This window comes from Pararhizobium polonicum (assembly GCF_001687365.1).
In the GTDB taxonomy this organism is placed as follows: Bacteria; Pseudomonadota; Alphaproteobacteria; order Rhizobiales; family Rhizobiaceae; genus Pararhizobium; species Pararhizobium polonicum.
On the sequence record NZ_LGLV01000009.1, the window covers coordinates 188,701 to 215,610 of the forward strand.

Consider the following 26,910-nt stretch of genomic DNA (forward strand, 5'->3'; position numbering starts at 1 on the left):
CGGCCGGGCCGCCGCAGAATGGATGCGGCGGTCCGGTTTTTTCCATCTGCGGAGAAGACGATGTCGATTAAACCCCGCCGGACCTTCCGGTTTCATATCGAGACGAGCAATCTGGAATGGCCGACGGTCATTCTTGCAATTTTCATTTATGGCTCGTTTCTGGCGCTGACCTTCTGGTGGCAGCAACTGCCGATCGTTGTCGTCATGCTCGCCGGCGGCTGGTTGATCGCCTGGCAGGGCTCTCTTCAGCACGAGGTCATTCATGGCCATCCGACCCGCAACCAGGCCGTCAACGACGCCATCGGTTCTGTGCCGCTTTCCCTCTGGCTTCCCTATCGCATCTACCGCGATACCCATCTCGTTCATCACCGGGACGAGTTCCTGACCGATCCCATCGACGATCCGGAATCCGCCTATGTCACCAAACTGGCCTGGCAGAGAATGGGCCGTGTGGGCCGCTGGCTGGCCGATTTCAACATGACGCTGCTGGGGCGACTGACGCTTGGCCCCGTCGTCATGATCCTGAGTTTCCTGCTCAGCGAAGGGAATCTCATTCGTTCCGGTGTTGCCGGGCGTGCCCGGATATGGGCCCTGCACTTCGCCGCCACCGTGCCTGTGCTGGCATGGGTCACCCTGGTTTGCGGCATGCCGCTCTGGCTCTATCTTTTTGGCTTCGTCTATATCGGTGCGGCGCTGACACGGCTCAGATCGTTTGCAGAGCACCGGTATGCCGATGACCACGAGGAGCGGACGGCGATCGTGGAAGGCAGCGCCATTCTGGGCGTTCTCTACCTCTACAACAACCTGCACGTCCTTCATCATCTGCGTCCGGGGATTTCCTGGTACCGCCTGCCATCGATCTACCGCGAAAACCGTGATGAGCTCGTGCGCCGCAACGGCGGGCTTGTCTATCGCGGCTATTGGGATATCGCGCGCCGGTTTTTCCTGACCCGTCACGATGACCCAAGGCACCCGCATCATTCGTAAGCCCGCGCATTATCTTGCTGCCGGGGTTCTGGCTGTGAACCTGACGACCCTGCTGCCTCAGACGGCCGTCTCGACGGCGTCTTCCGTCAGTTCCGACAGGGCGGCGCGGTCGAGTTCGCGGGCGATCTGCCCGTGGCTCATCAGCACGCCGCGATCGCACATATGGCCGATGACGCCGGCATCGTGGCTGACCAGAATGAAGGTTATCCGGTGCGACACTTTCAGATCGTTGAGCAGGTTGAGAATTTCAGCCTGAACGGTCACATCGAGGGCCGATGTCGGCTCGTCGAGCAACAGCAGCTTCGGTTTCAGCAGCAAGGCCCGGGCAATGGCGACACGCTGGCGCTGGCCGCCGGACAGCTGGTGCGGATAACGCCCGGCGATGGCGGCGACAAGACCCACCTGATCGAGTGCCGCGCGCACTGCCGCGTCGATACCCTCGACACCATGGACCTTGAGCGGCTCGCCGAGAATGCGCGCGATCCGGTGACGCGGATGCAGCGATGAATAGGGGGCCTGAAACACCATCTGGATATTGCGGCGGGTCTCGCCGGTGATCTTCCTGCCCGGTTCGAGCGCTGTGCCGAAGACATCGATTGCGCCGGTCCAGCCGGTGTTGAGCCCGGCAATGGCGCGCAGCACCGTCGTCTTGCCACATCCAGACGGGCCGATAAGACCGAAGGTTTCGCCTGCCTCAACGAAGAAGCTCACATCGCGCACGGCCGAAAACCGGGTCTTTTCCGACTGGAACGAAATCGACAGCTGGTGGACGGAAACGGCTGCTGTCATGATGGCTTTCCGTTCGCATCGAAGACCGGCAGCCGGGTTCCATAGGTGGCAACCGATGGCCGGGCAGCCCAGAGACCACGGGTATAGGCGGATTGGGCCTGAGCCAGCTGCGATGCCGGCAACCGTTCGACGATCTCTCCCTGACGCATGACGATGACCCGGTCGGCATAGCGCGAAACCTGTTGCAGATCATGGCTGATCAAAAGCAGCCCCATGCCGAACTCTTCCGTCAGCGCGCGCAGCAGGGTCAGCACCTGATCCTGCAGGCCGCGATCGAGCGCGGAGGTCGGTTCGTCGGCGATGATCAGCTTCGGCCGGTTGATCAGCATGGCAGCAATCATCACACGCTGCCCCATGCCGCCGGAAAGCGCTGCAGGATAGCTCGCATAGATCCGTTTCGGATCGGGCAGGCCGACCTTGGCCAGCATGTCGAGGGCGCGCTCCTTCCGCTCCCCGGCGGAAAGTCCGGTGTGCAGCAGCAGTGCTTCCTCGACCTGACGGCCGATGCGGTGGGCGGGATTGAGCGAGAATTTCGGATCCTGCAGGATCAGCCCCATGCCGCTGCCGCGCAGGCGGTTCCAGCCAGACGCATCGAGTGTCTGCAGGTCGATGTCTTCGAACACCATGCGCACGGCGCGGACTTCAGCGCGGCGCGGCAAGAGGCCCATGATCGCCCGGCCGGTCAGGGACTTGCCCGAACCGGATTCGCCAACGACGGCGACGATCTCGCGGCCGACTGTCAGCGAGACCGATTTGACGACGGGAACCGGGCCGGAATCCGAGGGAAACGCGATGGTCAGATCTTCGACGGACAGGAGGGGCTCAGTCATTGCGGGGATCCATCAGGTCGCGCAGGCCGTCGGCAAGCAGGTTGAAGCCGAAGGAGGTGATGAGAATGGCGAAACCCGGCGTTGCGGCGATCCACCATTGATCGAAGATCACCTGCGTGCCCTCGGCGACCATCGAGCCCCATTCCGCCGTCGGCGGGCGCACGCCCAGTCCGAGAAAGCCGAGGCCCGCCGCAGCCAGGATGATGCCCGAGAGATCGAGCGCCAGCCGGATGACAGCGGAAGGCAGGACGAGCGGCAGGATATGCCCGAACAGCAGGCGCGGCCCCTTGATGCCGACCATTTCGGCGGCGGCAAGATAGTCGCTCCTGGCAAGTTTTGCTGTTTCAACGCGGGCCTGCCGGGCATAGGCCGGCCAGCTGGTGAGCGCCAGCGCCAGTGCCCCATTGAGCAGGCCCGGCCCCATGATGGCGACGAAGGCGAAGGCCAGCAGCAGGCGCGGAAAGGACATGACGATATCGGTGACGCGCATCAGGCCGCGCTCGACGAGGCCGCCAAAATAGCCGGCGAGAACGCCGATGGTGATCCCCACCGGCGCCATCAGGAGTACGACAAACAGCACGAGCAGCAATGTCGGGCGAGCGCCGTAGATGAGCCGCGAGAGGATGTCGCGGCCGAACGCATCGGTGCCCAGCCAATGCTGCGGGCTTGGCGCCATCAGCCGGTTGGCGGTTTCCTGAAGCGTCGGATCGTAAGGGGCGAGCCAGGGGGCAAGGAGCGCCATGATAAGCACGGTCAGGATGATCGCGGTTCCCACCGTCGCGGAGGGGGAGCGCAAGAGCCGCAGCAGCAGCCAGCGGGCCGGCGATATGTCCGCAGATGAAAGGGCCGTCATCGTGCCTGCCCCTGATGGAGTCTGGCGGCGGCCAGATCGGTGAGCGCATTCAACAGCACGAAGCAGCTGCCGACGACGAGCGTCGCACCGAGAATGGCTGGCATGTCGCCGGAAAACATCGCGGTCGTCAGATAACGGCCGATGCCGGGCCAGGCAAACACGGTCTCCGTCAGCACTGCGCCCTCGAGCAGGCTGGCATAGGCGAGTGCGATAACGGTGAGCAGCGTGCCGGCGATATTCGGCAGGATATGGACGAAGACGACGCGGGACAGGCTGGCGCCCTTGGCCCGCGCGGTCAGCACATATTCCTGCCCGAGTTCGGAGAGGACCGAGGCGCGCGTCAGGCGGGAAATCCCGGCCAGCGCATGGAAGGCCAGAACGATGGCGGGCAGGGCCAGATGCGCCAGTGCATCGCGGAATGCGCCGGCCTTGCCGGATATCCAGGTGTCGATCAGGGCAAAGCCGGTCACGGGCTTGACCGTATACTGGAACATGACATCGAGCCGGCCCGGTCCGGGCGCCCAATGGAGGCGTGCGTAAAACAACAGGAGCATGAGGAGGCCGAGCCAGAAGATCGGCACGGAATAGCCGAACAGCGAGACGAAGCGGGCAAGCGCGTCGATCAGGCTGCCCTGTCGCATGGCGGCGGCGATGCCGAGCGCCAGGCCGATGAGGCTGCCGATGATGATGGCGGCGGTGGCTAGTTCGAGCGTGGCCGGAAACGTGCGGGCGATGTCGGAGGCGACCGGCTGGCCGGTCGAGATCGACTGGCCGAAATTGCCGGACAGGGCCTGTTGCAGGTAGCGCAGGAACTGAACGGGAAGCGGCTGGTCGAGGCCGAGTTCAAGCCGCGCCGCCTGATAGGTGGACTGGCTGGCATGGTCGCCAACCATCTGCAACGCCGGATCGATCGGCGAAAGGCGCGTCATGGCGAAGGTCACCAGCGCCAGGCCCAGCAGGGTCATCGCGAAGGATGCCAGCCATTTCAGGAGACGCCCGAGCAAAGACAACTCCCGCCAGCGAGGCCGCTGGCGGGAGTTGTCGGATTCAGACAGGCTGCGGAGGACCGCTTTTGCCAATTACTTCTCCACGTGATCGTAATAGACCTGATCGGCGTTCAGGCCCTGGACATAGTTTTTCACCTTGTCGCTTATCACGACCTGATCGTTGCCCTGAAGTAGGAAAACGAAGGGCGAGCTTTTCTGCACCTTCTTCTGCAGGTCTTCGTAAAGCGCGATGCGCTTGGCGGCATCCTGTTCCTTGACGGCGGCCAGCGTTTCGTCAGTCAGGTCCGGGATCACCCAGCCGGCATATTTCGCCGCCGTATTGGTCGAATTATCGCGGTTGATGGCAAAGGCGCTGGCATTGGAATGCGGATCGAAATAATCCGGAATCCAGTAGCGCAGCGTCATCTGGTACTGACCGGAGCGGCCTTTGGCATAGATGTCGCTGGCGACGCCCGGCTGGATGTCAAGCTCGATGCCGGCCTTGGCAAAGGAAGACTGCAGCGACTGCGCGATCGACAGGAAGGGCTGGTCGTTGAACACGATGAACTCGACCTTGACCGGCGTCTTGATGCCAGCGTCGGCGAGGACCGTCTTGGCCTTTTCGACGTCGAGCGAGAAGGGCGTGTCGGTCACGGCGCCGGGAAAGCCGACCGGCAGGAATGCCTGGTGAACCTGGCTCTGGCCGCGCAGGAGATCCTTGGCAATGCCGTTATAGTCGACGAGGTAGCGGGCAGCTTCCCAGAAGGCGGGGTTGCCGAGCGTCTCGTTGGCCTTGGAGTTGATCAGGATGTAATCCGTGCGGGCGGAGGGAACCGACAGCACCTTGATGCCGGCCTTGTCCTTCAGCGCATCGATCTGGTCGGCGCCGAGGCCGCGGGCGATATCGGCATCGCCCTGCTCGACCAGCAGCCGTCGGGCCGCGACGTCAGGCACATTGCGCAGGATGACGTTTTCCAGCTTCGGCTTGTCGGAAGATTGGGCATTGGCTTCAAGCACCAGTGCCTCGTGTGGGGTATAGGACGCGATCTTGAACGCACCGCTGCCGGCCGAATTGGTCTTCAGCCAGCCATTGCCGAAATCACCGTCCTTGGCTTCGGCCGAGACGGTCTTTTCGTCGACGATCGAAGCGATCGGCGCGGTCAGGAGCGACAGCGCAAAGGCGGGGCCGACATCGGCGGTCCAGGTGAGTTTTACGTGCGTGTCGTCGATCTTTTCGACGGCCTTGTCGACAGTCTCGGCTGTCCAGCCGAGCTCGTTCAGAATGAAAGCCGGCGACTTGTTGAGCTTGACGGCGCGGGTCAGCGAAAAGACCACGTCTTCCGGACGAACCGGATTGCCGGAAGAAAAGACGGCCTTGTCCGCCAGCGTAAAGGTCAGGCTCTTGCCATCCGCGCCGGCTTCCCAGGCGGCTGCGAGCGCCGGCTGGATCTTGGTGCCGTCATCGCGGTTGGATTCGATCAGACGCTGATAGAGATTGTTGAACGACTGCACCGTCGTCAACTCGAAGCCTTCGGCCGGATCGAAGCTCACCGCGTCATCGATCGACTGTGCGACAATGAGGGCGTTGGCTGGTGTCTCGGCGTGGGATGTCCCTGCGGTAAAGGCCAGTGCGACGCTGAAAACAGCGCCGAGCAGTTTGGCCCGGCGGGATCGTTCATTCATCGATATTCTCCTGTGAAACAATGATTTGTTTGAACATGCGTGAACCGCATGGAAATGACTTTAGAAACCGGTCTCACGCATTCGACCAAGTGACAGTTCGCATTGGTCAATCAGCCTTTCCAATGCCAATCGGTTCTTGGCGCAAAGGCTAGAGGCGGATGGGGAGAAGGCATAGTAAAATATACCTAAATTATAGACAAAGCTTGCAACTCCATGCTTTTGTCGAAAGGGATCGAGGTCTCCTGTTGGGCTGCTGTCATCTGACGGTAAAGCCTCTGCCATGGGTGCCACCGGTACGGCCCCTGCGGCCGGCGTGAGAGGGAATGAGATGTTTTATGACGTCGCCGTGGTGGGATCCGGCTTTTCGGCAATTGCCGAAACAGTCAATCTTTTGCGGTTGCTGCCGCCATCGGCATCGATCGCCGTGGTCGGCGACGATCCGGGCTTCGGGCGCGGCACGGCCTACAGGACCGAGCTGCACGTTCATCGTCTCAATGTGCCAGCCGGCCGCATGAGCATATTTCCCGATGAGCCGGATGACTTCGTGCTCTGGCTGCGCGAGCAGAAGCGCGGGGTTCCACCGGACGGCTTTGCGTCCCGGGACGATTTCGGCCGATACCTCCGTGACAGGCTGGCGGCTTTGCTGCGCAATCGCGACAACCGGCCGACACTGCATTTCATCAAGGCGAAGGCATTGGCGTGCGATCAGTGTACGGCGGATAGGGTCGTCTTTCAGCTCGACAACGGCACGCGCCTCGACGCCGCCAGCGTGGTGTTGTGCCTGGGCGTCGGCAATGCGGAATTGCCTGTCGATCCGGCCAATGTGATGGGGCTCAGGCAGGAGCGGATCGTCCGAAACCCCTGGCGCCTCGGTTGGCTGTCGCAGGTCGAGCCCAACCAGGCCATCTGTATTCTCGGCTCAGGCCTGACCATGGTCGATCAGGTTCTGGCCCTTCGGGCACATGGGCATCGTGGTCCGATCCATGTGCTGTCCCGGCGCGGGCTTGTCTCTCATCCGCACCTGACCCGAAAGGTGGAGCCGGTCGCGCCGGAGCTGCCGGCATCGCGTGATATCAGCGTCCTTCTTTCGGCGCTTCGCCGCCAGGTGCGCGCCGGCGCGGACTGGCGGGGCGTCATGGATGGACTGCGGCCGTTGACGCAGCGCCTCTGGCAGGAACTGTCGCGCGAGCAGCAAAGCCGCTTTCTGCGCCATGCGCTTGCCTGGTGGAACATCCATCGCCACCGACTGGCGCCGGATGTCTTTGGCCAGCTCGATGCGCTTGTGCACGGTGGCACCGTGATTGTTCACAAGGGCTATCTGCAGACGATCGGCGAGGCCGGAGACCGGCTGGAGCTGGCATTTCGCCCGCGTGGCCGTGCGGACATCATTGGTTTGCGGGCCGACTGGATCATCAATTGCACGGGCATGGAGCGGGCAGGGATCGCCCATTCACCGCTGCTTCGGCAGATGCGGGAGGATGGCCTGATCTCTTCGGACAAGCTCGGGCTCGGCATCTGTGTCGGTCAGAATGCGCAGGTGCTCGATTGTAACGGCAAGGCACAGCCCGGCCTGTTTGCCGTTGGCGCCCTGACGGCAGGACAGTTCTGGGAGATAACCGCCGTGCCCGATATCCGTGTTCAGGCCAGGAATGTAGCCGTCGCGATATCGCAGTATCTGAGCCCCACCAATGTCTGATAACGGCTGGCGACGCTAAACCGGTTTTCCGGTGCGGGTCAGGATGCGACGCGAACGATCAGTTTGCCGAAGTTCTTTCCTTCCAGAAGGCCGATGAAGGCCTCTGGCGCGTTTTCGAGCCCCACGACGATATCCTCCTTATGCTTCAGCCGGCCCTCGGCAATCCAGGCCCCGGCTTCCCGATAAAAATCGGAACGCTGATCTGCAAACTCGCGCTGGATGAAGCCCCGGATGGTGAGGCTCTTGCGCAGGATCGCCCGCATGACGGCGGGGAGTTGGTCATGACTGTTCGCAACGGAGCTGTCTTCGTTGTAGTGCGCGATCAGCCCGCAAACCGGCACACGCGCAAAATCGTTGAGCAGGGGAAACACCGCGCTCCAGACAGGACCGCCGACATTTTCGAAATAGACGTCGATGCCCTGCGGGCAGGCCGCAGCGAGCGCAGTGGCGAAATCGCTTGAGTGATGGTCTACCGCAGCGTCGAAACCGAGCACATCTCGCAGATAATCGCATTTTTCCCGCCCGCCGGCGATGCCGACGACCCGGGCACCGAAAATCCTGGCGATCTGGCCGACTGCAGAGCCGACCGCGCCGCTGGCTGCGGCGACCACCACCGTCTCTCCCGCCTTTGGTTTTCCGATGTTGCGAAGGCCGGCATAGGCGGTGAAGCCGGGCATGCCGAGAACGCCAAGCGCTGTCGTCACCGGCGCCTGTCCGGGATCGAGTTTTCGCAAGTCGCTGCCGTTCGAGATTGCATGGCTCTGCCAGCCGGAATGGGACAGGACGATATCGCCGGGATCGAAAGCGGCGTTGCGGGTGCGCAGGACCCTCGCCACTGTTCCCCCCTCCATCACGCCGCCAATTTCGACCGGTTTGGCATAGGATTTGGCGTCGTCCATGCGTCCGCGCATATACGGGTCGAGGGAGAGATAAAGAATCTGGAGAAGAACCTCGCCCTCGGCAAGATCACGGACCGTCTCGGCCTCGAGCCGGAAATTTTCTGCCACAGGCTTGCCGGAAGGGCGCGAGGCAAGAACGACACGGGTTGCGGTCGGTTGAGTGGGCATCGGTAATCCTCGTTCTGTTTGTGGATATTGGCAGTTTGTTTTCACGCGGGGCGTGGTTTTCGAGGGTAGCAATTCCCGCCTCCCAAGCCAGGTGGCTTTTTCCCTCCAACTCTCCTTAAAGAGAATGCCATTCCTTATAAAGCATTTTGTCTACTGATTTTATAGACTAAGTTTTGCAACTTAGTGAAGGGATCGGAGGCTCATGCCTTACCTCCTCAGTCTTCTCGACAAAAGCCCTATCGAAGAGGGCGCTACCGCTGCCGATGCACTGCATACGACCGTTCGGCTTGCCGTCAAGGCGGAGGAGCTCGGCTACCACCGTTTCTGGGTCGCCGAGCATCATAATGTTCCCACGCTCGCGAGTTCCGCGCCAGAGGCGCTGATTGCGTATCTTCTGGCCAGAACAGCGCGGATCCGCGTCGGCTCGGGCGGCGTCATGCTTCAGCACTACAGTGCCTACAAGGTTGCCGAGACCTTCAATCTTCTGGCATCGCTTGCCCCTGATCGCGTCGATCTCGGTGTCGGCAAGGCACCGGGCGGTTTTCCACTCTCGACCCGCGCTCTCCAGGTGGGGATCGACCCGGCCGGAAAGCCGGATTTCGCCGGGCAGCTGTCCGACATCAACAGATATCTTGCCACTGATCCCGACCGGGAAGGCCCGCACGCAACCCCGTTCCCGCCGACAGCGCCTGAACGCTTTCTTCTGGGCGCCAGCGTCGAAAGCGCGGAACTGGCTGCTGCGAAGGGCTGGCGTCTCGTCTTTGCCGGGCAGCTGAATGGCGATCCGGACAATCTGCGCAAGACCTTCGAGGCCTATGCGCGGGCAAGCGGCGGGCAAACGCCCGTTCTGGCGCTTGCGGCCTATGCCGCGGAAGACGCACGCGTGGCGCAAAAGGCTGTCGCGGATCTTCGCGTTTTCAAGGTTTTCCTCACCGATGGCAGAAGCGTCAATGTCGGCAGCGAGGAACAGGCCGCCGAATATGCGCGCCAGGCGGGTGTCGGCATCGATCGGCTCGAAGCAAGGTCTCCGAGCGTGCTTCACGGCACGGCCACTGAGGTTCGCCGGCAGCTCGATGACCTGCACAGCCGGTACGGCATTGCCGAATTCATCATCGAAACGCCGGCTCTCGGCGCTGCCGAGCGCCTTGCCTCCATCGAACGTCTCGCCAAGGAGCGGCTTTCGCTCGCTGCCTGACAATCTAGCAAAAGGATTTCTCCGATGGCTCAGAAACATATCCCATTCGGCATCATGCTGCAGGGGCCCGGCGGCCATATGAATGCCTGGAAACACCCGAGCGGCCCGGCCGATGCCAGCGTCAACTTCGCATATTTCGTCGAGACCGCGCGCAAGGCCGAAGCGGCTGGTATCGCCTTTGCCTTCGTCGCCGACGGGCTCTACATCAACGAACAGTCGATCCCGCATTTCCTCAACCGGTTCGAGCCGATTTCCATCCTCTCGGCCCTTGCGGCATCGACCTCGAAGATCGGCCTGGTCGGCACGGTCTCCACCTCCTACAGCGATCCTTTCACCGTCGCCCGCCAGTTTGCCACGATCGACCTGATCAGCGGCGGCCGGGCCGGATGGAATGCGGTGACCTCGCCGCTCGAAGGGTCGGGACGCAACTACAGCCGCGAACATCCCGAACATGAGTTGCGCTACGAGATTGCCGATGAATATCTCGATGCGATCAAGGGGCTCTGGGATTCCTGGGATGACGACGCTTTTGCACGCGACAGGGAGACGGGCGTCTATGCCGACAGGTCGAAGCTCCACCGGCTGAACCACAAGGGCCGTTTCTTCCGCATCGAGGGGCCGCTCAATATCGGCCGGTCGAAACAGGGACAGCCGGTCGTCTTCCAGGCGGGCGCCTCCGATTCGGGCGTGCGGCTGGCCGGCAAGCACGCCGATGCGGTCTTTACCAATGGCGGGCCGATCGGGGAGGCAAAGACTTTCTACAAGCAGGTGAAGCAGAGCGCGATCGCGCAAGGCCGCCGCGCCGCCGAAGTCGGCCTTTATCCCGGCATCGGGCCGATCGTCGGCGCAACGCCAGAGGAGGCCGAGCGGAAATATCAGGCAATCCGCAATCTCGTCACCATCGAGGAAGCACTGCTCTATCTCGGCCGCTTCTTCGATCACCATGATTTCAGCGCCTATCCGCTCGACGAGGCGTTTCCGGATCTCGGCGATATCGGCAAGAACAGCTTCCGCGCCACCACCGACCGCATCAAGAAGACGGCGCGGGAACAGAACCTGACGCTGCGTCAGATCGCCCTCGATGTCGCGACACCTCGGACGGCCTTCATCGGCACGGCGGACCATATTGCCGATGAGATCATCCGCTGGGTGGACGAGGACGCAGCCGATGGTTTCATCCTGGGCTTCCCGGTCATTGCTGAAGGGCTCGACGATTTTGCGCGGTTCGTTCTGCCGATCCTGGAGAGGCGCGGATATTTCAATCCGGTGCTGACGGGCGAGACGCTGCGCGATCATCTGGGCCTGCCGTATCGCGAGAGCCGTTATGTTGCCGTGGCGGATGACGTCGAACACGGAAAGGCGGTCGGCGCGTAAGGCGCCGGGAAACGGCCATGAACGTCATCGCACAGACACCACGACTGAACGATCCGGTAGAGCGCGGCATCGCCGCCTATCTCGACGAGATCATCGCGCTCCGTCACGACCTGCATCAATATCCGGAACTTGCCTTCCAGGAGCGGCGCACCAGCAAGCTCATCGCCTCCCATCTCTCGTCCTGGGGATACGAAATCACCAGCGGCATTGCCGGAACGGGACTTGTGGCCACGCTGAAACGCGGCGACGGTGAGCGGCGGATCGGCATCCGCGCCGACATGGATGCGCTGCCGATCGAGGAGGCGACGGAGCTTGCCTATGCCAGCAACAATCCCGGCGTCATGCATGCCTGCGGTCACGACGGACACACCTCGATCCTGCTGGCTGCGGCGCGCTATCTCGCCGAAAGCGCAACGTTCAACGGCACGCTGCATCTGATCTTCCAGCCGGCCGAAGAAATCGGCGCCGGTGCCCGCAAGATGATCTCGGAAGGCCTCTTCGAACGCTTTCCCGTCGATGCGGTCTTCGGACTGCACAACTGGCCGGGCGTGCCGCCGGGGCAATTCGGTTTCGTTGCCGGTGCGGCGATGGCATCGGTCGATCAGGCCAAGATCCGGATCGTCGGCAAAGGCGGTCACGGTGCTGAGCCGCATCGCGCCGTCGATCCGGTGCTGGCGTCAGCCTCGTTCATCACTGCGCTGCAGAGTGTCGTGTCGCGCAATATCGATCCGCAGGAGATGGCGGTGGCGACGGTCGGTTCCATCCATGCGGGCTCTGCCTCGAATGTCATCCCGGAAAGCGTCGAACTGAAGCTCACCATGCGGGCCTTCAACGAAACCGTCCGTCAGCAGCTGGGGGACCGCATTCCGGCGCTCGCCCGCGCCCAGGCGGAAAGCTTCGGCGCCGTGGCGGAGGTGGATTACCGGCTCGGCTTCCCGGCGCTGATCAATCATCGCGACGAGACCGATTTCGCGCGAACGGTCGCCGTCGATACGTTCGGTCCTTCAAAGGTCGAGGAGGGCTTCAAGCCGCGCACGGCGAGCGAGGATTTCGCCTTCATGCTGCAGGCCAAGCCCGGCACTTACCTCTTCGTCGGCAACGGCGACACCGCCCCCCTCCACAGCGCCCACTACGATTTCAATGACGCGATCATCGCACCCGCCGCCCGCTACTGGGTGCGGCTGGTGGAAACCTTTCTCAACTGACGACATCAACAGGCCCACGACATCAACAGGATTGGCGACATGAGCGATACGTTTCTCTACACCACACCCCTCGATCCGCGTGCAAAGCCCCTGATCGACGAACTGACCTTCGAATATGACAGCCGCTACGGCACCTATTTCAATGCCGCGGGCGCTGTCGAAGAGATGAACCGCTACCCGGCCGAAGCCTTCGCACCGCCCCACGGCAATTTCCTGCTGCTGCTGCGCAATGGCGAAACCATCGGTGGCGGTGCCTTCAAGCACTATGACGAGCGCACCGCCGAGTTCAAACGCATCTGGACGCGGTCCGATCTGCGCCGTCAGGGACTTGCGCGCAAAGTGTTGATCGAGCTGGAGGTTCAGGCTGCACGGCAGGGATATTCACGGGTCTATCTGACCACGGGCTTCCGCCAGCCGGAAGCGATCGGCCTCTACCTGACCTACGGCTACACGGCCCTGTTCGATGTCGATGCCGATCCGGAAATCTACAAATCCCTGCCCTTTGAAAAAGAGATCGGCCATCTCGCCGCGGCAAGCGTGCCTGCCGAACAGCAACTCCAGTTCGCAGCCGGACATCGCTGACGCGCCGAAGACCTAAATCCATAAAGGGGATAGCCATGGCATTGACGACAGATTTCCCGGGCATCAATCCCGTCATCAGGGCGGCCGAGCACAAGCAGGATTATGCGCGCTACCGGATCGTTCCGGCCCGCCATCCCGGCCGCCTGGTCGGTACGATTTTCGCAGGCCTGATCATCGCGGCCATTCTCTATTCCACCTTCACCAACCCGCGCTGGGGCTGGAACGTCTTTGCCGAGTGGTTCTTTTCCGAACCCGTGCTTGCCGGTCTCGGCAGGACGCTGCTTCTGACGGTGCTGGCCACGGTGTCGGGTTCGGTGCTGGGGACAGCGCTGGCGCTCGCCCGGGTGTCGAGATCGCCGCTGCTTTCGGGCCTGTCCTGGGGCTACGTCTGGCTGCTGCGCTCCATCCCGCTGATCGTGCTTCTCCTGATCCTCAACAACCTCGGCTATCTCTACGAGACGATCCGGATCGGCGTCCCGTTCACCAACGCGCTCCTGTTTGAATATCCCACCGTGCAATTGCTGACACCCTTTGCGGCGGCCTTTCTCGGGCTGACGCTCAACCAGTCCGCCTTCTTCTCCGAAATCGTGCGTGGCGGTATCCTGTCCGTCGATCAGGGACAGTTCGAGGCGGCTGCCGCCCTCGGTCTGCCGCGCCGCCGTCAGGTGTTCCGCATCGTCATGCCGCAGGCCATGCGCTCGATCCTGCCCACAGGCTTCAACGAGATCATCGGTTTGGCAAAGAGCACGTCGATGGTCTACGTGCTGGCCCTGCCGGAACTGTTCTACACGGTCCAGGTCATCTATCGCCGCAACCTCGAAGTCATCCCGCTGCTGATGGTGGCGACGGCCTGGTATCTGGTCATCATGACCGTGCTGTCGATCGCCCAGCACTATATCGAGCGCTATTTCTCCAGGGGTGCCGTGCGCAACCCGGTTCCGCTGCCGTTTCAAGCGCTCCTGGCGCAGTTTCGCCGCCCGGCGCCGGCGCCTGTTGCCGCTGCGAGCCCTGCCGCCCAGCAGTCCGGTTTTCGTGACGCGCCCCTGATGCGAACCGGCGGTACTGTACGCATTCACGGTATTTCCAAGAGCTTCGGATCTTTGAAAGTCCTCGACACGATCGATCTGACCCTGCCTGCCGGCAGTGTTACCGCCATTCTCGGTCCCTCCGGCTCGGGCAAGTCGACGCTGCTGCGCGCCATCAATCATCTGGAGCGCGTCGATAGCGGTTTCATCTCCGTCGATGGCGATCTCGTCGGCTATCGCCAGAATGGCGAGACGCTTTATGAACTGAAGGAAAAGGACATTCTCAAGCGCCGCGCCGACATCGGCATGGTGTTCCAGAGCTTCAACCTTTTCCCGCATCTGACCGTGCTCGAAAACCTGATCGAAGCGCCGATGCAGGTCCGCGGTATCGACCGCGAGCAAGCCATCCGGCTTGCCGGCGAATTGCTTGCCCGTGTCGGCCTCAGCGACAAGATCCATGCCTATCCCCGCCAGCTGTCCGGCGGTCAGCAGCAGCGCGTCGCCATCGCCCGCGCTCTGGCGCTGAAGCCGAAGGTGCTGCTGTTCGACGAGCCGACCTCGGCCCTCGATCCGGAACTGGTCGGCGAAGTGCTCGATGTCATCAAGGAGCTGGCGCGCACTGGCACGACGCTGGTCATCGTCACCCACGAAGTCGGCTTTGCCCGCGAAGTGGCCGATACGGTCGTGTTCATGGATGGTGGCCACATTCTGGAGGCGGGTCCGCCCGCCCGCATCTTCAGCCAGGCGGATCATCCGCGCACCCGCGAATTCCTCGCAAAAGTTCTCTAGCAGCTTCCCGGCCGCTTGAGCGGACGGGATGGGACTATCGACAATCACAACCATAAGATGAAAATGGAGACGGGAAACATGACATTCTTATACAGAGCCAAACGCCTGATGGCCGGCGCGGTGACCATTGCGGCTCTTGGCATCGGATCCGCGCAGGCCGCCGACAAGTTCGACCTGAGCCCGGAGCAGCCGAACCGCCTGCGGGTCGAGAAGAACGAGAAGCGTATCGAAGAGGTCAAGGACTTCAAATTCGTCGAAGATGGCGTCTTCACCGTCGGCATCAGCACCAGCGGCAATCTTCCGCTGCATGACTATGCATCCGATTCCAAAACGGTCATCGGCTATGACGTCGATTTCGCGCAGGTTCTTGCCGACAGCCTGGGGCGGAAGCTCGAACTGGTCTCCGTCGCATGGGCCGATTGGCCGCTCGGCCTGACGTCGGGCAAGTTCGACGCCGTGATCTCGAATGTGACGGTGACCGAAGAGCGCAAGCAGAAATTCGACTTCTCCACCTATCGCAAGGATGAGCTGGGCTTCTACGTCAAGGCCGAAAGCCCGATCACCACGATCCGGGAGCCGAAGGATATCGCCGGTCTGAAAGTCATCACCGACGCCGGAACCAACCAGGAGAAGATCTTGCTCGAATGGGACCGCCAGAACGTCGCGGCCGGGCTGAAGCCAGTCGAGGTACAATATTACGACGATGATGCGGTCCGGAACCTGGCCGTCCAGTCCGGCAGGGCTGATGTCGTTTTGAGCGTCAATGCGACCCAGGCCTATGCGGCGGCGCTGAGCGGCAAGACCAAGCTCGTCGGCACTCTCAGCGGCGGCTGGCCGATTACCGCCGAGATCGCGGTGACCACGCGCAAGGACAGTGGCCTGGCGGCGCCGCTCACGCATGTCGTCAACGATCTGATTGCCAGCGGTGCCTACCGGAAGGTTCTGGATACCTGGAGCCTCGGTTCGGAGGCCATCGATGAAGCCAAGACCAATCCGCCCGGCCTGCCGAAGAGCGGTTCGTAATCCTGCAAGAACCGAACCGGCGCCGTTTGCGCAGCGCCGGTTCGAGCAAGACTGTTTCTCATATGGAGACGATGACAATGACCCGCAGATCGGCCTTTCGGAATGTCTTGCTTGGCGCCCTGGCGTCTGCCTTTGCCATGTTCGGTACGGCTTATGCCGGCGATGCATTCGATCTCAGCCGCGAGCAATCGGGCCGCATCCGGGCGCAGAAGAACGAAGCCGCCATCGCAGCGATTGCAAAGGATTTCAAATTTGTAACGCCGGGCAAGTTCACCGTTGCGGTCAGTCCCGGCGGCCCGCCGCTCGCCACCTATGCGACGGACGCGGCAACCGTGGTCGGCGCGGATCCGGACTATGCATCCGCTGTCGCCGACAGTCTCGGGCTTGAACTGGAGCTTGTGCCGGTCGCCTGGATCGACTGGCCGCTTGGCCTGGCATCCGGCAAGTACGACGCGGTGATCTCCAATGTCGGCGTCACCGAGCAGCGCAAGGAGAAATTCGATTTCTCCACCTATCGGCAGGGACTACACGGTTTCTTCGTCAAATCCGATAGCGTGATCACATCCATCAGGGAGCCGAAGGACGCCGCCGGTCTCAGGATCATCGTCGGTGCCGGCACCAATCAGGAGCGTATCCTGCTTCGATGGAACGAGGAAAACGTCGCCACCGGACTGAAACCGCTGGAGCTGCAATATTACGACGACGAGGCTGCAAGCCTGCTGGCGCTGTCTTCCAAACGTGCCGACGTGATCGTCCAGCCGCATGCGCAGCTGGTCTACATTGCCTCCCGCGACCATAACATCAAGCGTGTCGGCACGCTCAGCGCCGGCTGGCCCGACCGCTCGGACGTGGCCATTGCCACGAAGAAGGGGAGCGGTCTGGCAGACGCGCTGACCACCGCCACCAACGGCCTGATCGGCAGTGGCGTCTACGCTCAAATTCTGAACCGGTGGCATCTTTCCGAGGAGGCCTTGCCAAAATCGGAAACCAATCCACCCGGCCTGCCGAAGTCCTGAGCAGGAGACGCAGAATGACTGACATCACACCGTCTATCAGCCATATCGGCTTTCTGACGCCGGGCAATTATCCGGCCGACGATCCGCTGTCCGGGTTGGAAAAGGCGCTGCAGCTTCTGGAATATGGCGAAGAACTCGGCTTCCAAAGTGCCTGGGCACGCCAGCGGCATCTGGAACCGGGTATCTCGTCGGCAACCGCCTTTCTGGCGGCCGCGACGCAGCGCACCAGCCGCATCCAACTTGGAACGGCGGTTATCCCGATCGGCTATGAAAGCCCTTACCGCTTGGCCGAAGATCTCTCGACGGTCGATGTCCTGTCGCGCGGGCGTCTCAACATCGGCCTGAGCGCCGGGCGGCCGCTGCATGCCGATCTGATCGCGCCGCTGGTCTTTGACGATGGCTGGGAAAGCAACGACTTCTCCCACGCGCGCGTCCTGCGTTTCGTCGACAATCTGCACAGCAACCCGGTCGGCGACGAGACCACCTTCATCAAGACGCCCTTCGGGCCGCAAAGGCCGCGGCTGCAGCCTTATGCCAAAGGGCTGACCGATCGCATCTGGTATGGCGGCGGTTCGCTGCGCTCGGCCGGCTGGGCGGGCAAAAACCACTTCAACCTTTTGATCGGCAATGTCACCACGGGGGAGGAGACGGATGACTTCTTCGTCGCCCAGTCGCGCCAGCTGGAAGTCTACAAGGCAAGTGGTGGCGGCGGCAGACGTGTCGCGCTCGGCCGCGTCATCGTCCCTCTCGACAGTGCCGATGGGCACACCCGCAAGCGTTATCTCGATTATGCGACGGGGCGCCATGAGCGGACGTTGACGCCCCAGGGCGAGCGGCGCACACTCTTTGCCAGCGATCTTGTCGGCAGTTCGGAGCAGATCCTCGAACGGCTGCTTGCCGATCCCATCCTGCCGCATGTCAGCGAACTCAGGCTCGAGCTTCCGTATGAATTCGAGGACGAGGAATACCGCCAGATCATCCACGATTTCGCCACGCTCATCGCACCACGCCTCGGCTGGCTCGATGGCGCGGGCCGCGAAAAACGCACGGCGTAGACGGCAGCGAGCATCGTTCCGCCCAAAGCGCCCATATCCATAGGGATAAGAACATTGACCAAAATCGTTGAGTATTTCTTTTCCATCGGCTCGCCCTGGTCCTATATCGGCTTTGACGCGTTCGTCGATCTGGCGGCGAAGAACGAGGTCGAGATCAAACCGTATCTGACGACGGTCGTCGAAGAGAATGGCGGGATATTCTCGCGCAATCGCCCCGAAATCCGCCGGGGCTATTGGACACGCGATCTGAAACGCTGGGCGCGTGTGCGCGGCAAGACGCTGATCCTCGAAAGCCGTCCCGCGTTGAGCGACCCCGCGCCGGCATCTCTCATCGTGATCGCCGCCTATCTCGACGGCAAGGACTGGATCGGCCTGACCCGCGCCTTGCAGCATGCTTTCTGGAGCGAGGCAAAGGATATCGGCCAGCCGCGCATACGGGCGGCGATTGCCGACGCGGCGGGCTTCGACGGAGCCGGCCTCTTGAAGCGGCAGGCGGACGACGACGTGCGGGCCAAATGGGCTGCCGATCGCGAACACGCGATAAAGCGCGGCGTCTTTGGCTTTCCGACCTTCCTCTACGAGGACGAGCTATACTGGGGGCAGGACAATCTGCCCTTTCTTGAACGCCACATTCATGGCGACAGGCCTTAGCCAAAGAGTACGAATTTGGGCCGGGTACGCGACCACGCCGGACGATCGAGCGGGTTGCACAGGCCGACACCAACCAGACGCAGGACATCATGAGCGACAGCGACCACAGATCAAAGAACCTTGGGCCCAATACGCAGCTGGTCAGGGCGGGGTATGATCCCTTCGACTATCACGGTTTCATCAATCCCCCCACGGTTCGCGCATCGACGGTGCTTTTCCCGAATGCCGCGGCGATGGAAACCCATAGTCAAAAGTATACCTATGCCACCCGCGGCACACCGACGACGGATGCCTTGTGTGATGCCGTCAACGCGCTGGAAGGGGCTGCCGGCACCATCCTCGTGCCGTCGGGCCTTGCGGCGGTCACCCTTGCATTCCTGGCCTATCTCTCTCCGGGCGATCACGTGCTGATTGTCGATTCCGTCTACGGCAACGTCCGCCATTTCTGCGATACGATGCTCAAGCGCTTCGGCGTCGAGGTCGAATATTACGATCCCTCCGTCGGAGCGGCGATCGAAACCCTCTTCAAGCCGAACACCAGACTCGTTCATCTCGAAGCACCGGGTTCGAATACGTTCGAGATGCAGGATGTTCCCGCGATTGCCGCCGTCGCTCACCGGCATGATGCGGTGGTGACGATGGACAATGCCTGGGCGACGCCTCTCTATTTCAGGCCGCTCGATTTCGGCGTCGATATCTCGATCCAGGCTTCCACCAAATATCCGGCCGGTCACTCCGACATTCTTTTGGGGACCGTTTCAGCCAACGCCGAACACTGGAAACGCCTCAGACAGGCGAATGGCGCGCTCGGCATCTGCGGAGCAGCCGACGATGCCTATCAGGTCTTGCGCGGGCTGCGCACCATGGGTGTGCGTCTGGAGCGCCATCAGTCCGGCGCGCTCGAGATCGCCCGCTGGCTGGAGGCCCGCAGCGAGGTGGCGCGCGTGCTGCATCCTGCGTTGCCGAGTTTCCCCGGCCATGACATCTGGAAGCGGGATTTCAAGGGTGCAAGCGGCGTCTTCTCGTTTGTGCTCGCTGTTGCCCGCAAGGATGAATTCAAGGCGAAAGCCCAGTCGTTTCTGGATGGTCTTTCGCTTTTCGGGCTTGGCTATTCCTGGGGCGGTTTTTCGAGCCTGGCACTCCACGTCGATCTGGAGGAGCGGCGCATTTTGCAAGCGCCGGACGAAGGCCCGGTTTTGCGCCTTCATATCGGTCTTGAAGATGTCGCCGATCTCAAGGCGGATCTCGCGAAAGGTTTTGCCGCGCTTCAATGATAGAGGGGGACATGGTGGCTCCACGTCAGCGGCCGTATCCCCTGCAATCACACGCAGCGGCACTGCCCGGAAAGGGCATGGATGTGGCCGGTACCGCCGTCCGGAATCAGTCCACGCCGTGTCATCGTATGTTTCAGTCGTTTGCCTTGAGAGCAGACCCTCTGGCGATGGCTTCATCCAGCCAGCCCGGGCGCATTTCCGGGACAGAGGCAATCAGCTTTTCGGTATAGGGATCGAAAGGCGGCGCCAATACCTCGGCCTTGCGGCCATAACGCACAACCTTGCCGCCGAGCATGACCGCGACCGTGTCGGCGATCGCCCGTACGATGGCGAGATCGTGGGTGATGAACAGATAGGATGTGCCGGCCTCGTTTTGCAGGCGCATCAGGAGATCGAGAATGCCTTCGGCGACCAGCGGATCGAGCGCCGAGGTGGGCTCGTCGCAGATGATCAGCTTGGGATCCGCCGCAAGCGCGCGAGCGATGCAGATGCGTTGCTTCTGCCCGCCGGACAATTCGGCCGGATAGCGGCTGAGCATCCCGCGTGGAAGCTCGATCTGGTCGAGCAGGGTGGCCACGCGGCTTTTGAGCGCGGCGCCCTTCAGGCCGAAATAGAAGGCGAGGGGCCGTGACAGGATCGCCTCGACGGTCTGGCGCGGATTAAGGGCAAGATCGGGTATCTGGTTGACGATCTGGATATTGCGCAGCGTGTCAGGCGTGCGCGCGGCAAGCCCGTTCGCCAGTTCCTTGCCGTCGAAGCTCAAGGTTCCGGAAGAGGCCGGAAGCAGGCCGGTGACAACGCGCGCCAGTGTCGATTTCCCCGAACCGGATTCGCCGACCACCGCGAGCGTTTCGCCGCGGCCGAGATCAAGGGTCACATCCTGGAGAACGGGTATGCCCGGTATGTAGCCTGCGTCTATTCCCTTGATGGTTAAAAGGCTGTCGGGTGCCTGTTCCCGGGCCGGCTTTTCCGACTGGCGCATGGAAACGAGCTGCCGGGTATAGTCTTCTGTCGGCGCATTGAAGATATCGTCGACCGTGCCACGCTCGACCATCTTGCCGTGACGGAGCACCAGAATTTCATCGGCGACCTGGGCGACGACGGCCAGATCGTGGGAGATGTAGAGTGCGGACGTGCTGGTGAGAGCGATGGCCTGCTTGATGGCGGCGAGAACCTCGATCTGCGTGGTGACGTCGAGCGCGGTGGTCGGTTCGTCGAACACGATCAGTTCCGGTTTCGGGCAAAGCGCCATCGCCGTCATGGCACGTTGCAACTGGCCGCCGGAGCCCTGGTGCGGATAGCGGTCGCCGAAATTCCGCGGGTCCGGCAGGCCGAGAAGGGCGAAGAGTTCCTTGGCGCGCTCCATCGCCTCGGCGCGGCCCATCAGCCCGTGCCAGAGCGTGGCTTCGATGACCTGATCGATCAGCCGGTGCGCCGGGTTGAAGGCCGCTGCCGCCGACTGGGCGACATAGGTGACGACGGCACCGCGCAGCAGGCGCGTGTCCCGGTTGGACAGGTGCAGGATATCGCGGCCGTTCAGCTCCGCGCGGCCGCCGGTGATGTGCAGGCCGTCACGGCTATGGCCGAGCGAGGCCAGGCCGATCGTCGACTTGCCGGCGCCGGATTCGCCGATCAGCCCGAGAACACGGCCCTTTTCGAGATCGAACGACACCTTGTCGACGATCACCGCATCGCCTGCCTTGATTTCGAGATCGGTGACTTTCAGCAGGAGTTCAGCCATTGCGGCGCCCGCCCTTCAGGCTGGTCGTCTTCTGGAGCATCCAGTCCACGACAAGATTGACGCAGATGACCAGCGCGGCAATCGCGGCACCCGGAATGAGGGCCGCGAAGACGCCGAACACCAATCCATCCTTGTTCTCCTTCACAAGGCTGCCCCAATCGGCGACCGGCGGCTGGACGCCGAGGCCAAGGAACGAGAGCGTGGACAGGAAGAGAATGGCGAAGGCGAAGCGCAGGCCGAGTTCGGCCAGAAGCGGCGAGAATGCATTCGGTAGGATCTCGCGGAAAATGATCCAGCTCCAGCTCTCGCCGCGCAGCCGGGCCACCTCGACATAATCCAGCACGACGAGATCGGCGGCGATCGCGCGGCTGACGCGAAAGACCCGCGTCGCCTCGAGCGTGGCCATGACGAGCACGAGCACTACCATGTTCTTGGGAAGGACGGCGAGCACGACGAGCGCGAAGATCAGCGTCGGGATCGCCATCATCAGGTCGTTGAGCCGCGACAGGACCTGATCGGTCCAGCCACGCCGGACAGCGGCGTAGAAGCCGAGCGATACGCCGATCAGGAAGGCCATGGCGGTCGCCAGTGCTGCGATGACGAAGGTGATCCTTGCCCCCCAGACGAGACGCGAGAACAGATCGCGGCCGATATTGTCGGTTCCCAGCAGCGCATCGGCAGACGGCGGATCCCAGACGCCGCCGACCACGGCAGAGACCGGATGCGGCGCAAGCCAGGGCGCAAAGATCGCCACCAAAAGAAAGGCGGCGACGCCGGCAAAGCCGATCATGGCCATGAGCGTGAAGCGTGGCAGATTCTTCATCGCGGATGCCTCAGCCGTGGATTGGCCAGAACGGAAATCATGTCGGCGACGATGTTGAGGACGATGTAGACGGCGGCGAACACCAGGCCAGCGGCCTGCACGACCGGCACGTCGCGCTTTGCCACGTGATCCACCAGATACTGGCCCATGCCGGGATAGACGAAGATCACCTCGACGACGACGACGCCGACGATGAGATAGGCCAGGTTGAGCGCCACGACATTGACGATGGGCGACAGGGCATTGGGCAGCGCATGCTTCCAGACGATGCGCCAGGAGGGCAGGCCCTTGAGGAGCGCCGTTTCGATATAGGGAGAGGCCATGACGTTGAGGAGCGCTGCCCGCGTCATCCGCATCATGTGCCCGAGAACGGCCAGAACCAGCGTCAGGCAGGGCAGCAACATGACAACAAGCCTTTGCCCAAGCGGCATGGCGTCGGACACGGTGGCGCTGCTCGGAAGCCAGAAATGGGCGACGGAGAAATAGGCGATCAATAGATAGCCCGCGAAGAATTCCGGAAGCGATATGGCGCTGAGCGTGACCAGGCCGATCGTCCGGTCGATCCAGGTGCCGGTGTAGAGCACGGACAGGATGCCGAGAAGGATCGAAAGCGGCACGGCAATCACGGCAGCCATTGCTGCCAGAAGCAGCGTATTTTTCAAACGGGGCGCGATGCTCTTGGCAATGTCCTGGCGGTTGCTGTAGCTGCGCCCGAAGTCGCCGCGCACGGCGCCGTTCAGCCATTTGACGTAGCGGACGGGTGCCGGTTGTTCCAGCCCCAGCTCCTTGCGGATGCTTGCCACGGCTTCCGGCGTTGCCTGCTGGCCAAGCATCGAGGTCGCGACATCGCCCGGCAGGATCTGCGTTCCGGCAAAGATGACGACCGAGACGGCCCACAGGAGCACGAGGCCGAGGAAAAGACGCTTGATCAGCAGCAGCCACAGGCTTCCGCCGGTCGCCTTTTGCGCCGGTAACGGCCGCATGGCCTGCATTTCTATATCGATTCCGTCAGCCAACGGCCGGCCGCCCATCTGTCTGTTGTCAGGATTTATCGAATGGCGCTATCGCGAACTGCGCCGCAGCGCAATGGTCTGGCTGCGGGACGCCGTAAAAAACGCCCCCGAACTGTCGTCCGGGGGCAAGGAGTGTGCTGTCCTTGCGGCAGGTCAGGCATTCAGCCAGGCGCGCTCGGCGATGCGGTAGCCGCTGAGATCGCCGCCGCCCGGGACCGGAACGTAACCGCCGACCTTGTCGGTTGCTGCGGCCAGATTGTCGACGAAGAGCGGAATGATCTCGCCGCCCTCGTCCACCAGCTTCACCTGCAGGTCGTGGTAGATCTGCTTGCGCTTCGTCTCGTCCAGCTCGACACGTCCTGCTGCAAGCAGCTTGTCGAACGATTCGTCGCGCCAGGCCGTTTCATTCCACGGTGCGTCGGACTGGAAGATCAGCGACAGCATGGCGTCGGCGGTCGGGCGCACGGACCAGTTGGACGCGACGAACGGCTTTTTCAGCCACACCTCGTCCCAATAGCCGTCGGAAGGCACGCGCTCGACATCGATGGTGATGCCGGCCTTGGCGGCCGAGGCCTGGAAGAGCTGTGCGGCATCGACAGAACCGGGGAAGCCGTTGTCGGAGACGCTGAGCTGGATGCCGTCGGGCGAGCCGGCCTTCTTGAAATGGAAGGCGGCCTTGTCGGCGTCATAGGCACGCTGCGGAATGTCCTTGGCGAAGTAGGGATTCCACGATGCAATCGGATTGTCGTTGCCGATCGCGCCGGTGCCGACCAGAAGGCTCTTCTGCAGCTCTTCGCGATCGATCGCATATTTCAGCGCGAGGCGCAGATCGACGTTGTCATATGGCTTGGCATCGACCCGCATCGGGAAGCAGAACATCGTATTTTCCTGCGAACGCAGGATCTGTATGCCCGGACGCGAGCTCAGCCGGCTCAGGGTGCGGGGTTCGACGCGGTTGATGATATGGACCTGCCCGCTGAGAAGCGCGGCCATCCGGGCTGTCGCATCGCTCATGGCGATGGTTTCGACCGAATCGACATGGGCGCGGTCGGATGCCCAGTAGTTCGGGTTCCGCTTGGTCAGCGCGCGCACGCCCGGCTGGAAGTCTTCGAGAATGAAGGCACCGGTACCGACGCCCTTGTCGAAATCGCCGCCGTCCGGGCCGATGCCCATGTGATAATCCACCAGGGCCGCCGGGAAATCGGCATTGCCGGCGCTGAGCGTGACGGTCACTTCATGGGTGTCGGTGGCTTTGATATCGGTAACGGCGAGCAGCTGGCCCTTGCCGCCGGAGTTGCTCTTTTCGCCGCGGTGATGGTTGAGCGAGTAGACGACGTCCTGGGCCACAAGTTCCTTGCCGTTGTGGAACTGGATGCCCTTCTTCAGCTTGAAGACCCATTTGCTCGCATCCGGGGTTGCCGCTTCCCAGCTCTCGGCCAGGGCGCCGAAGAGCTTTCCGTCGGGGCCGAGTTCCAGCACCGTGTTGAATAGCTGAAAGCCGACCGTATACATGTAGGCTTCGGTGTAGAACGCCGGGTCCAGCCGGTCGGAGCTCGAAGCCGTGTCGAGGCCGAGGATCAGATGACCGCCCTTGACCGGCGTTGCCGCTTGCGCGCCGGCCGAACCCGGCAATAGCAGGCCACCGGCCGAAAGTGCTGCAGACAGAAGGCCCGCGTTTTGCAGAAGCTGCCGGCGCGTGGGCTGCAGGATGTTCGAGGTAGTCTTGTGACCCGGCATTATGGCTCCGTCCTTGGTGTGGTTTCACGATGTTTGGCGTCAGCGCGCCCGGAATGATGGATTGTCGACGTTCGTGCCCGCGTTTCTAGGTGGTTCCGGTGGCGCAATCCCGCAAATTCCTTCTAAAATTCCTCTGCGCAGAGGAAGAAAATGCGGATTGCCACCGATGGAACCACCCCCGGACCCTGTTAAGCCAGCAGTCTCGCAGCCGCCAGCGACAGCGCCACGACGCCGTTGCCGATGCAGCGCTCATCCGGCTGGTAATCGGAATTGTGCAGCCGGTCGTCGCGGCCTTCCTGCGAGGCGCCGACACCGAGCTGAAAGGCGGGGACCTTCGCCCCTACCAGCGCGAAATCTTCCGCGCCAAGGCTTGCTTCGCGCTTCAGGACGACATCGCCGAAATGATCGCGGATGGCTGCTATCGTCGTTTTCAAAAGGCGATCGTCGGATACCAGCGACGGGACACCACGCACATAGTTGATCTCGCACCTGACCCGCATCGATGCTTCCAGACCGGCACAGACGCGTCTCAGCGCCGCTTCGATGGCGTCGCGCGAGACCGGATCCTGACAGCGCACGGTCCCCATAATGCCGACGGAATCCGGGATGATATTGTGGGTGTTGCCCCCATGGATGGAACCGATCGTCAACACGGCCGGCCGCATGGGATCAACCTCGCGCGAAACGATGGTCTGGAGCTGGGTGATCAGTTGCGCGGTGGCGACGACGGGATCGACAGCCATATGCGGGCGGGCGGCATGGCCGGATACCGCGTGGATGGTGATATCGAACTCGTCGGACGAACCGTTGGCGATCCCTTCGACGAAACTGAAGGTGCCGATCGGCTCATCGGGGTGATTGTGGAAGCCGAGCGCGAAATCGACGCCATCAAGCACACCGTCGGCGATCATCGCGGCTGCGCCGCTTTCCTGTGTCTCTTCAGCCGGTTGGAACATCAACTTGATGTTGCCGCTCAGGCGCGGCGCGATCTCTTTCAGGACGGCTCCCACGCCGATCAGCGTCGCCGTGTGCAAATCGTGACCACAGGCATGCATCTTGCCTTCGATGCGGCTGGCGAAGGGCAGGCCGGTCTGTTCCTTAATCGGCAGCGCATCCATGTCGGCGCGAATGATCAGCGTCGGCCCCGGCGCTCCACACGGAATAAAGCCGACGATGCCGGTGCGCCCGACGCCGGTGACATGCTCGATGCCGAGGCTTTCCAGCTCGCGTGCGACGACACCGCTTGTTCTCTCGACATCGAAGCCGGTTTCGGGATGCGCATGAATGTCACGGCGGATTCCGATCAGATGTGCCTCATGGTTCGATGACAGGTCCTGAATGAGCCTGTTGAGGTCGTTGACGTGGGTGTTCATGTTGATGTCCTTACTACAAACTCAAGCCTCAAGCGAAGCTGGCCGTACACGATACCAGATCTGGCGTCGCAGCTTATAGGGGATGACGGTTGGTCAGGAAAGGCACTCGGTCGATCTTCTCGCCGGGCTCGTGATCTCGTCGC

At 62.2% G+C, this 26,910-nt stretch carries 23 protein-coding genes; 12 read left to right on the plus strand and 11 right to left on the minus strand.

Features of this window, described 5'->3' with window-relative positions:
* The first annotated feature begins 60 nt into the window (after positions 1–60).
* Positions 61–987, plus strand: coding sequence for a fatty acid desaturase (locus ADU59_RS15705; RefSeq protein ID WP_068955073.1), 927 nt, complete (start codon positions 61–63; stop codon positions 985–987).
* A gap of 57 nt (positions 988–1,044) precedes the next feature.
* Here the strand turns inward: ADU59_RS15705 and ADU59_RS15710 are convergent, their stop codons facing one another.
* From ADU59_RS15710 to ADU59_RS15730, 5 genes are all read right to left on the minus strand, one after another.
* Complete coding sequence (locus ADU59_RS15710) at positions 1,045–1,776, minus strand: ABC transporter ATP-binding protein (protein WP_068955074.1); 732 nt, start codon at positions 1,774–1,776, stop codon at positions 1,045–1,047.
* Positions 1,773–2,606 carry an ATP-binding cassette domain-containing protein gene (locus ADU59_RS15715; RefSeq protein ID WP_068955075.1) on the minus strand — a complete coding sequence of 278 codons (834 nt, stop codon included), beginning with the start codon at positions 2,604–2,606 and terminating at the stop codon, positions 1,773–1,775. The genes ADU59_RS15710 and ADU59_RS15715 overlap by 4 nt, the downstream gene beginning before the upstream one ends.
* Positions 2,599–3,459: an ABC transporter permease gene (locus ADU59_RS15720; protein ID WP_068955076.1), complete on the minus strand. Its 861-nt coding sequence runs from the start codon at positions 3,457–3,459 to the stop codon at positions 2,599–2,601. Before ADU59_RS15720 ends, ADU59_RS15715 begins: the two co-directional genes overlap by 8 nt.
* Positions 3,456–4,469, minus strand: a complete 1,014-nt coding sequence (locus tag ADU59_RS15725) for an ABC transporter permease (RefSeq protein ID WP_068955180.1) — start codon at positions 4,467–4,469, stop codon at positions 3,456–3,458. Before ADU59_RS15725 ends, ADU59_RS15720 begins: the two co-directional genes overlap by 4 nt.
* 69 nt (positions 4,470–4,538) lie before the next feature.
* Positions 4,539–6,128 carry an ABC transporter substrate-binding protein gene (locus tag ADU59_RS15730; RefSeq protein WP_068955077.1) on the minus strand — a complete coding sequence of 530 codons (1,590 nt, stop codon included), beginning with the start codon at positions 6,126–6,128 and terminating at the stop codon, positions 4,539–4,541.
* A 328-nt stretch (positions 6,129–6,456) separates the two neighbouring features.
* On the opposite strand from ADU59_RS15730, the gene ADU59_RS15735 reads away from it, so the two are divergent.
* Positions 6,457–7,824 (plus strand): FAD/NAD(P)-binding protein, encoded by a 1,368-nt coding sequence (locus ADU59_RS15735; RefSeq protein WP_068955078.1) that lies wholly within the window; start codon positions 6,457–6,459, stop codon positions 7,822–7,824.
* Between the two features lie 38 nt (positions 7,825–7,862).
* Here the strand turns inward: ADU59_RS15735 and ADU59_RS15740 are convergent, their stop codons facing one another.
* Positions 7,863–8,891, minus strand: a complete 1,029-nt coding sequence (locus ADU59_RS15740) for an NADP-dependent oxidoreductase (protein WP_068955079.1) — start codon at positions 8,889–8,891, stop codon at positions 7,863–7,865.
* Positions 8,892–9,093: 202 nt separating this feature from the next.
* Between ADU59_RS15740 and ADU59_RS15745 the strand changes: the two genes are divergently transcribed.
* From ADU59_RS15745 to ADU59_RS15790, 10 genes are all read left to right on the plus strand, one after another.
* Positions 9,094–10,086, plus strand: a complete 993-nt coding sequence (locus tag ADU59_RS15745; protein WP_068955080.1) for an MsnO8 family LLM class oxidoreductase — start codon at positions 9,094–9,096, stop codon at positions 10,084–10,086.
* A 24-nt stretch (positions 10,087–10,110) separates the two neighbouring features.
* Positions 10,111–11,460: an LLM class flavin-dependent oxidoreductase gene (locus ADU59_RS15750; RefSeq protein ID WP_068955081.1), complete on the plus strand. Its 1,350-nt coding sequence runs from the start codon at positions 10,111–10,113 to the stop codon at positions 11,458–11,460.
* Positions 11,461–11,477: 17 nt separating this feature from the next.
* Positions 11,478–12,665 carry a M20 aminoacylase family protein gene (locus ADU59_RS15755; protein WP_068955082.1) on the plus strand — a complete coding sequence of 396 codons (1,188 nt, stop codon included), beginning with the start codon at positions 11,478–11,480 and terminating at the stop codon, positions 12,663–12,665.
* A 39-nt stretch (positions 12,666–12,704) separates the two neighbouring features.
* The gene (locus ADU59_RS15760; protein WP_068955083.1) at positions 12,705–13,247 is read left to right on the plus strand and encodes a GNAT family N-acetyltransferase; all 543 of its coding nucleotides are present in this window, start codon (positions 12,705–12,707) and stop codon (positions 13,245–13,247) included.
* Between the two features lie 35 nt (positions 13,248–13,282).
* The gene (locus ADU59_RS31320) at positions 13,283–15,061 is read left to right on the plus strand and encodes an amino acid ABC transporter permease/ATP-binding protein (RefSeq protein WP_083198290.1); all 1,779 of its coding nucleotides are present in this window, start codon (positions 13,283–13,285) and stop codon (positions 15,059–15,061) included.
* A gap of 78 nt (positions 15,062–15,139) precedes the next feature.
* Entirely contained in the window at positions 15,140–16,084 is a 945-nt protein-coding gene (locus ADU59_RS15770; protein ID WP_068955084.1) for an ABC transporter substrate-binding protein, read from the plus strand.
* 77 nt (positions 16,085–16,161) lie between these two features.
* Positions 16,162–17,100 carry an ABC transporter substrate-binding protein gene (locus ADU59_RS15775; protein ID WP_068955182.1) on the plus strand — a complete coding sequence of 313 codons (939 nt, stop codon included), beginning with the start codon at positions 16,162–16,164 and terminating at the stop codon, positions 17,098–17,100.
* A 14-nt stretch (positions 17,101–17,114) separates the two neighbouring features.
* Positions 17,115–18,155 carry an LLM class flavin-dependent oxidoreductase gene (locus tag ADU59_RS15780; protein ID WP_068955085.1) on the plus strand — a complete coding sequence of 347 codons (1,041 nt, stop codon included), beginning with the start codon at positions 17,115–17,117 and terminating at the stop codon, positions 18,153–18,155.
* A 54-nt stretch (positions 18,156–18,209) separates the two neighbouring features.
* The gene (locus ADU59_RS15785; RefSeq protein WP_068955086.1) at positions 18,210–18,806 is read left to right on the plus strand and encodes a 2-hydroxychromene-2-carboxylate isomerase; all 597 of its coding nucleotides are present in this window, start codon (positions 18,210–18,212) and stop codon (positions 18,804–18,806) included.
* 44 nt (positions 18,807–18,850) lie between these two features.
* Positions 18,851–20,080, plus strand: a complete 1,230-nt coding sequence (locus tag ADU59_RS15790; protein ID WP_425332024.1) for a cystathionine beta-lyase — start codon at positions 18,851–18,853, stop codon at positions 20,078–20,080.
* Positions 20,081–20,213: 133 nt separating this feature from the next.
* Here ADU59_RS15790 and ADU59_RS15795 read toward each other — a convergent pair whose 3' ends face one another.
* The 5 genes from ADU59_RS15795 to ADU59_RS15815 all read right to left on the minus strand — a co-directional run bounded on the left by ADU59_RS15795 (position 20,214) and on the right by ADU59_RS15815 (position 26,767).
* A complete protein-coding gene (locus tag ADU59_RS15795; protein WP_068955088.1) occupies positions 20,214–21,821 on the minus strand; it encodes an ABC transporter ATP-binding protein in 1,608 nt (535 codons plus the stop codon).
* Positions 21,814–22,644, minus strand: a complete 831-nt coding sequence (locus ADU59_RS15800) for an ABC transporter permease (RefSeq protein WP_068955089.1) — start codon at positions 22,642–22,644, stop codon at positions 21,814–21,816. Before ADU59_RS15800 ends, ADU59_RS15795 begins: the two co-directional genes overlap by 8 nt.
* Entirely contained in the window at positions 22,641–23,627 is a 987-nt protein-coding gene (locus ADU59_RS15805) for an ABC transporter permease (RefSeq protein ID WP_068955183.1), read from the minus strand. The genes ADU59_RS15800 and ADU59_RS15805 overlap by 4 nt, the downstream gene beginning before the upstream one ends.
* A gap of 183 nt (positions 23,628–23,810) precedes the next feature.
* The gene (locus ADU59_RS15810; RefSeq protein ID WP_068955090.1) at positions 23,811–25,394 is read right to left on the minus strand and encodes an ABC transporter substrate-binding protein; all 1,584 of its coding nucleotides are present in this window, start codon (positions 25,392–25,394) and stop codon (positions 23,811–23,813) included.
* A gap of 188 nt (positions 25,395–25,582) precedes the next feature.
* Entirely contained in the window at positions 25,583–26,767 is a 1,185-nt protein-coding gene (locus ADU59_RS15815) for a M20 metallopeptidase family protein (RefSeq protein ID WP_068955091.1), read from the minus strand.
* Positions 26,768–26,910: the final 143 nt, after the last annotated feature.

Excerpts from the sequence above, each read along its gene's own strand:
- ADU59_RS15780 (WP_068955085.1), top strand. The coding sequence starts at position 17,115 with ATGACTGACATCACACCGTCTATCAGCCATATCGGCTTTCTGACGCCG.
- ADU59_RS15815 (WP_068955091.1), bottom strand. The coding sequence starts at position 26,767 with ATGAACACCCACGTCAACGACCTCAACAGGCTCATTCAGGACCTGTCA.
- ADU59_RS15810 (WP_068955090.1), bottom strand. The coding sequence starts at position 25,394 with ATGCCGGGTCACAAGACTACCTCGAACATCCTGCAGCCCACGCGCCGG.
- ADU59_RS15735 (WP_068955078.1), top strand. The coding sequence starts at position 6,457 with ATGTTTTATGACGTCGCCGTGGTGGGATCCGGCTTTTCGGCAATTGCC.
- ADU59_RS15715 (WP_068955075.1), bottom strand. The coding sequence starts at position 2,606 with ATGACTGAGCCCCTCCTGTCCGTCGAAGATCTGACCATCGCGTTTCCC.
- ADU59_RS15720 (WP_068955076.1), bottom strand. The coding sequence starts at position 3,459 with ATGACGGCCCTTTCATCTGCGGACATATCGCCGGCCCGCTGGCTGCTG.
- ADU59_RS15770 (WP_068955084.1), top strand. The coding sequence starts at position 15,140 with ATGACATTCTTATACAGAGCCAAACGCCTGATGGCCGGCGCGGTGACC.
- ADU59_RS31320 (WP_083198290.1), top strand. The coding sequence starts at position 13,283 with ATGGCATTGACGACAGATTTCCCGGGCATCAATCCCGTCATCAGGGCG.
- ADU59_RS15795 (WP_068955088.1), bottom strand. The coding sequence starts at position 21,821 with ATGGCTGAACTCCTGCTGAAAGTCACCGATCTCGAAATCAAGGCAGGC.
- ADU59_RS15740 (WP_068955079.1), bottom strand. The coding sequence starts at position 8,891 with ATGCCCACTCAACCGACCGCAACCCGTGTCGTTCTTGCCTCGCGCCCT.
- ADU59_RS15750 (WP_068955081.1), top strand. The coding sequence starts at position 10,111 with ATGGCTCAGAAACATATCCCATTCGGCATCATGCTGCAGGGGCCCGGC.
- ADU59_RS15775 (WP_068955182.1), top strand. The coding sequence starts at position 16,162 with ATGACCCGCAGATCGGCCTTTCGGAATGTCTTGCTTGGCGCCCTGGCG.
- ADU59_RS15755 (WP_068955082.1), top strand. The coding sequence starts at position 11,478 with ATGAACGTCATCGCACAGACACCACGACTGAACGATCCGGTAGAGCGC.
- ADU59_RS15730 (WP_068955077.1), bottom strand. The coding sequence starts at position 6,128 with ATGAATGAACGATCCCGCCGGGCCAAACTGCTCGGCGCTGTTTTCAGC.
- ADU59_RS15745 (WP_068955080.1), top strand. The coding sequence starts at position 9,094 with ATGCCTTACCTCCTCAGTCTTCTCGACAAAAGCCCTATCGAAGAGGGC.
- ADU59_RS15760 (WP_068955083.1), top strand. The coding sequence starts at position 12,705 with ATGAGCGATACGTTTCTCTACACCACACCCCTCGATCCGCGTGCAAAG.
- ADU59_RS15710 (WP_068955074.1), bottom strand. The coding sequence starts at position 1,776 with ATGACAGCAGCCGTTTCCGTCCACCAGCTGTCGATTTCGTTCCAGTCG.
- ADU59_RS15705 (WP_068955073.1), top strand. The coding sequence starts at position 61 with ATGTCGATTAAACCCCGCCGGACCTTCCGGTTTCATATCGAGACGAGC.
- ADU59_RS15805 (WP_068955183.1), bottom strand. The coding sequence starts at position 23,627 with ATGCGGCCGTTACCGGCGCAAAAGGCGACCGGCGGAAGCCTGTGGCTG.
- ADU59_RS15800 (WP_068955089.1), bottom strand. The coding sequence starts at position 22,644 with ATGAAGAATCTGCCACGCTTCACGCTCATGGCCATGATCGGCTTTGCC.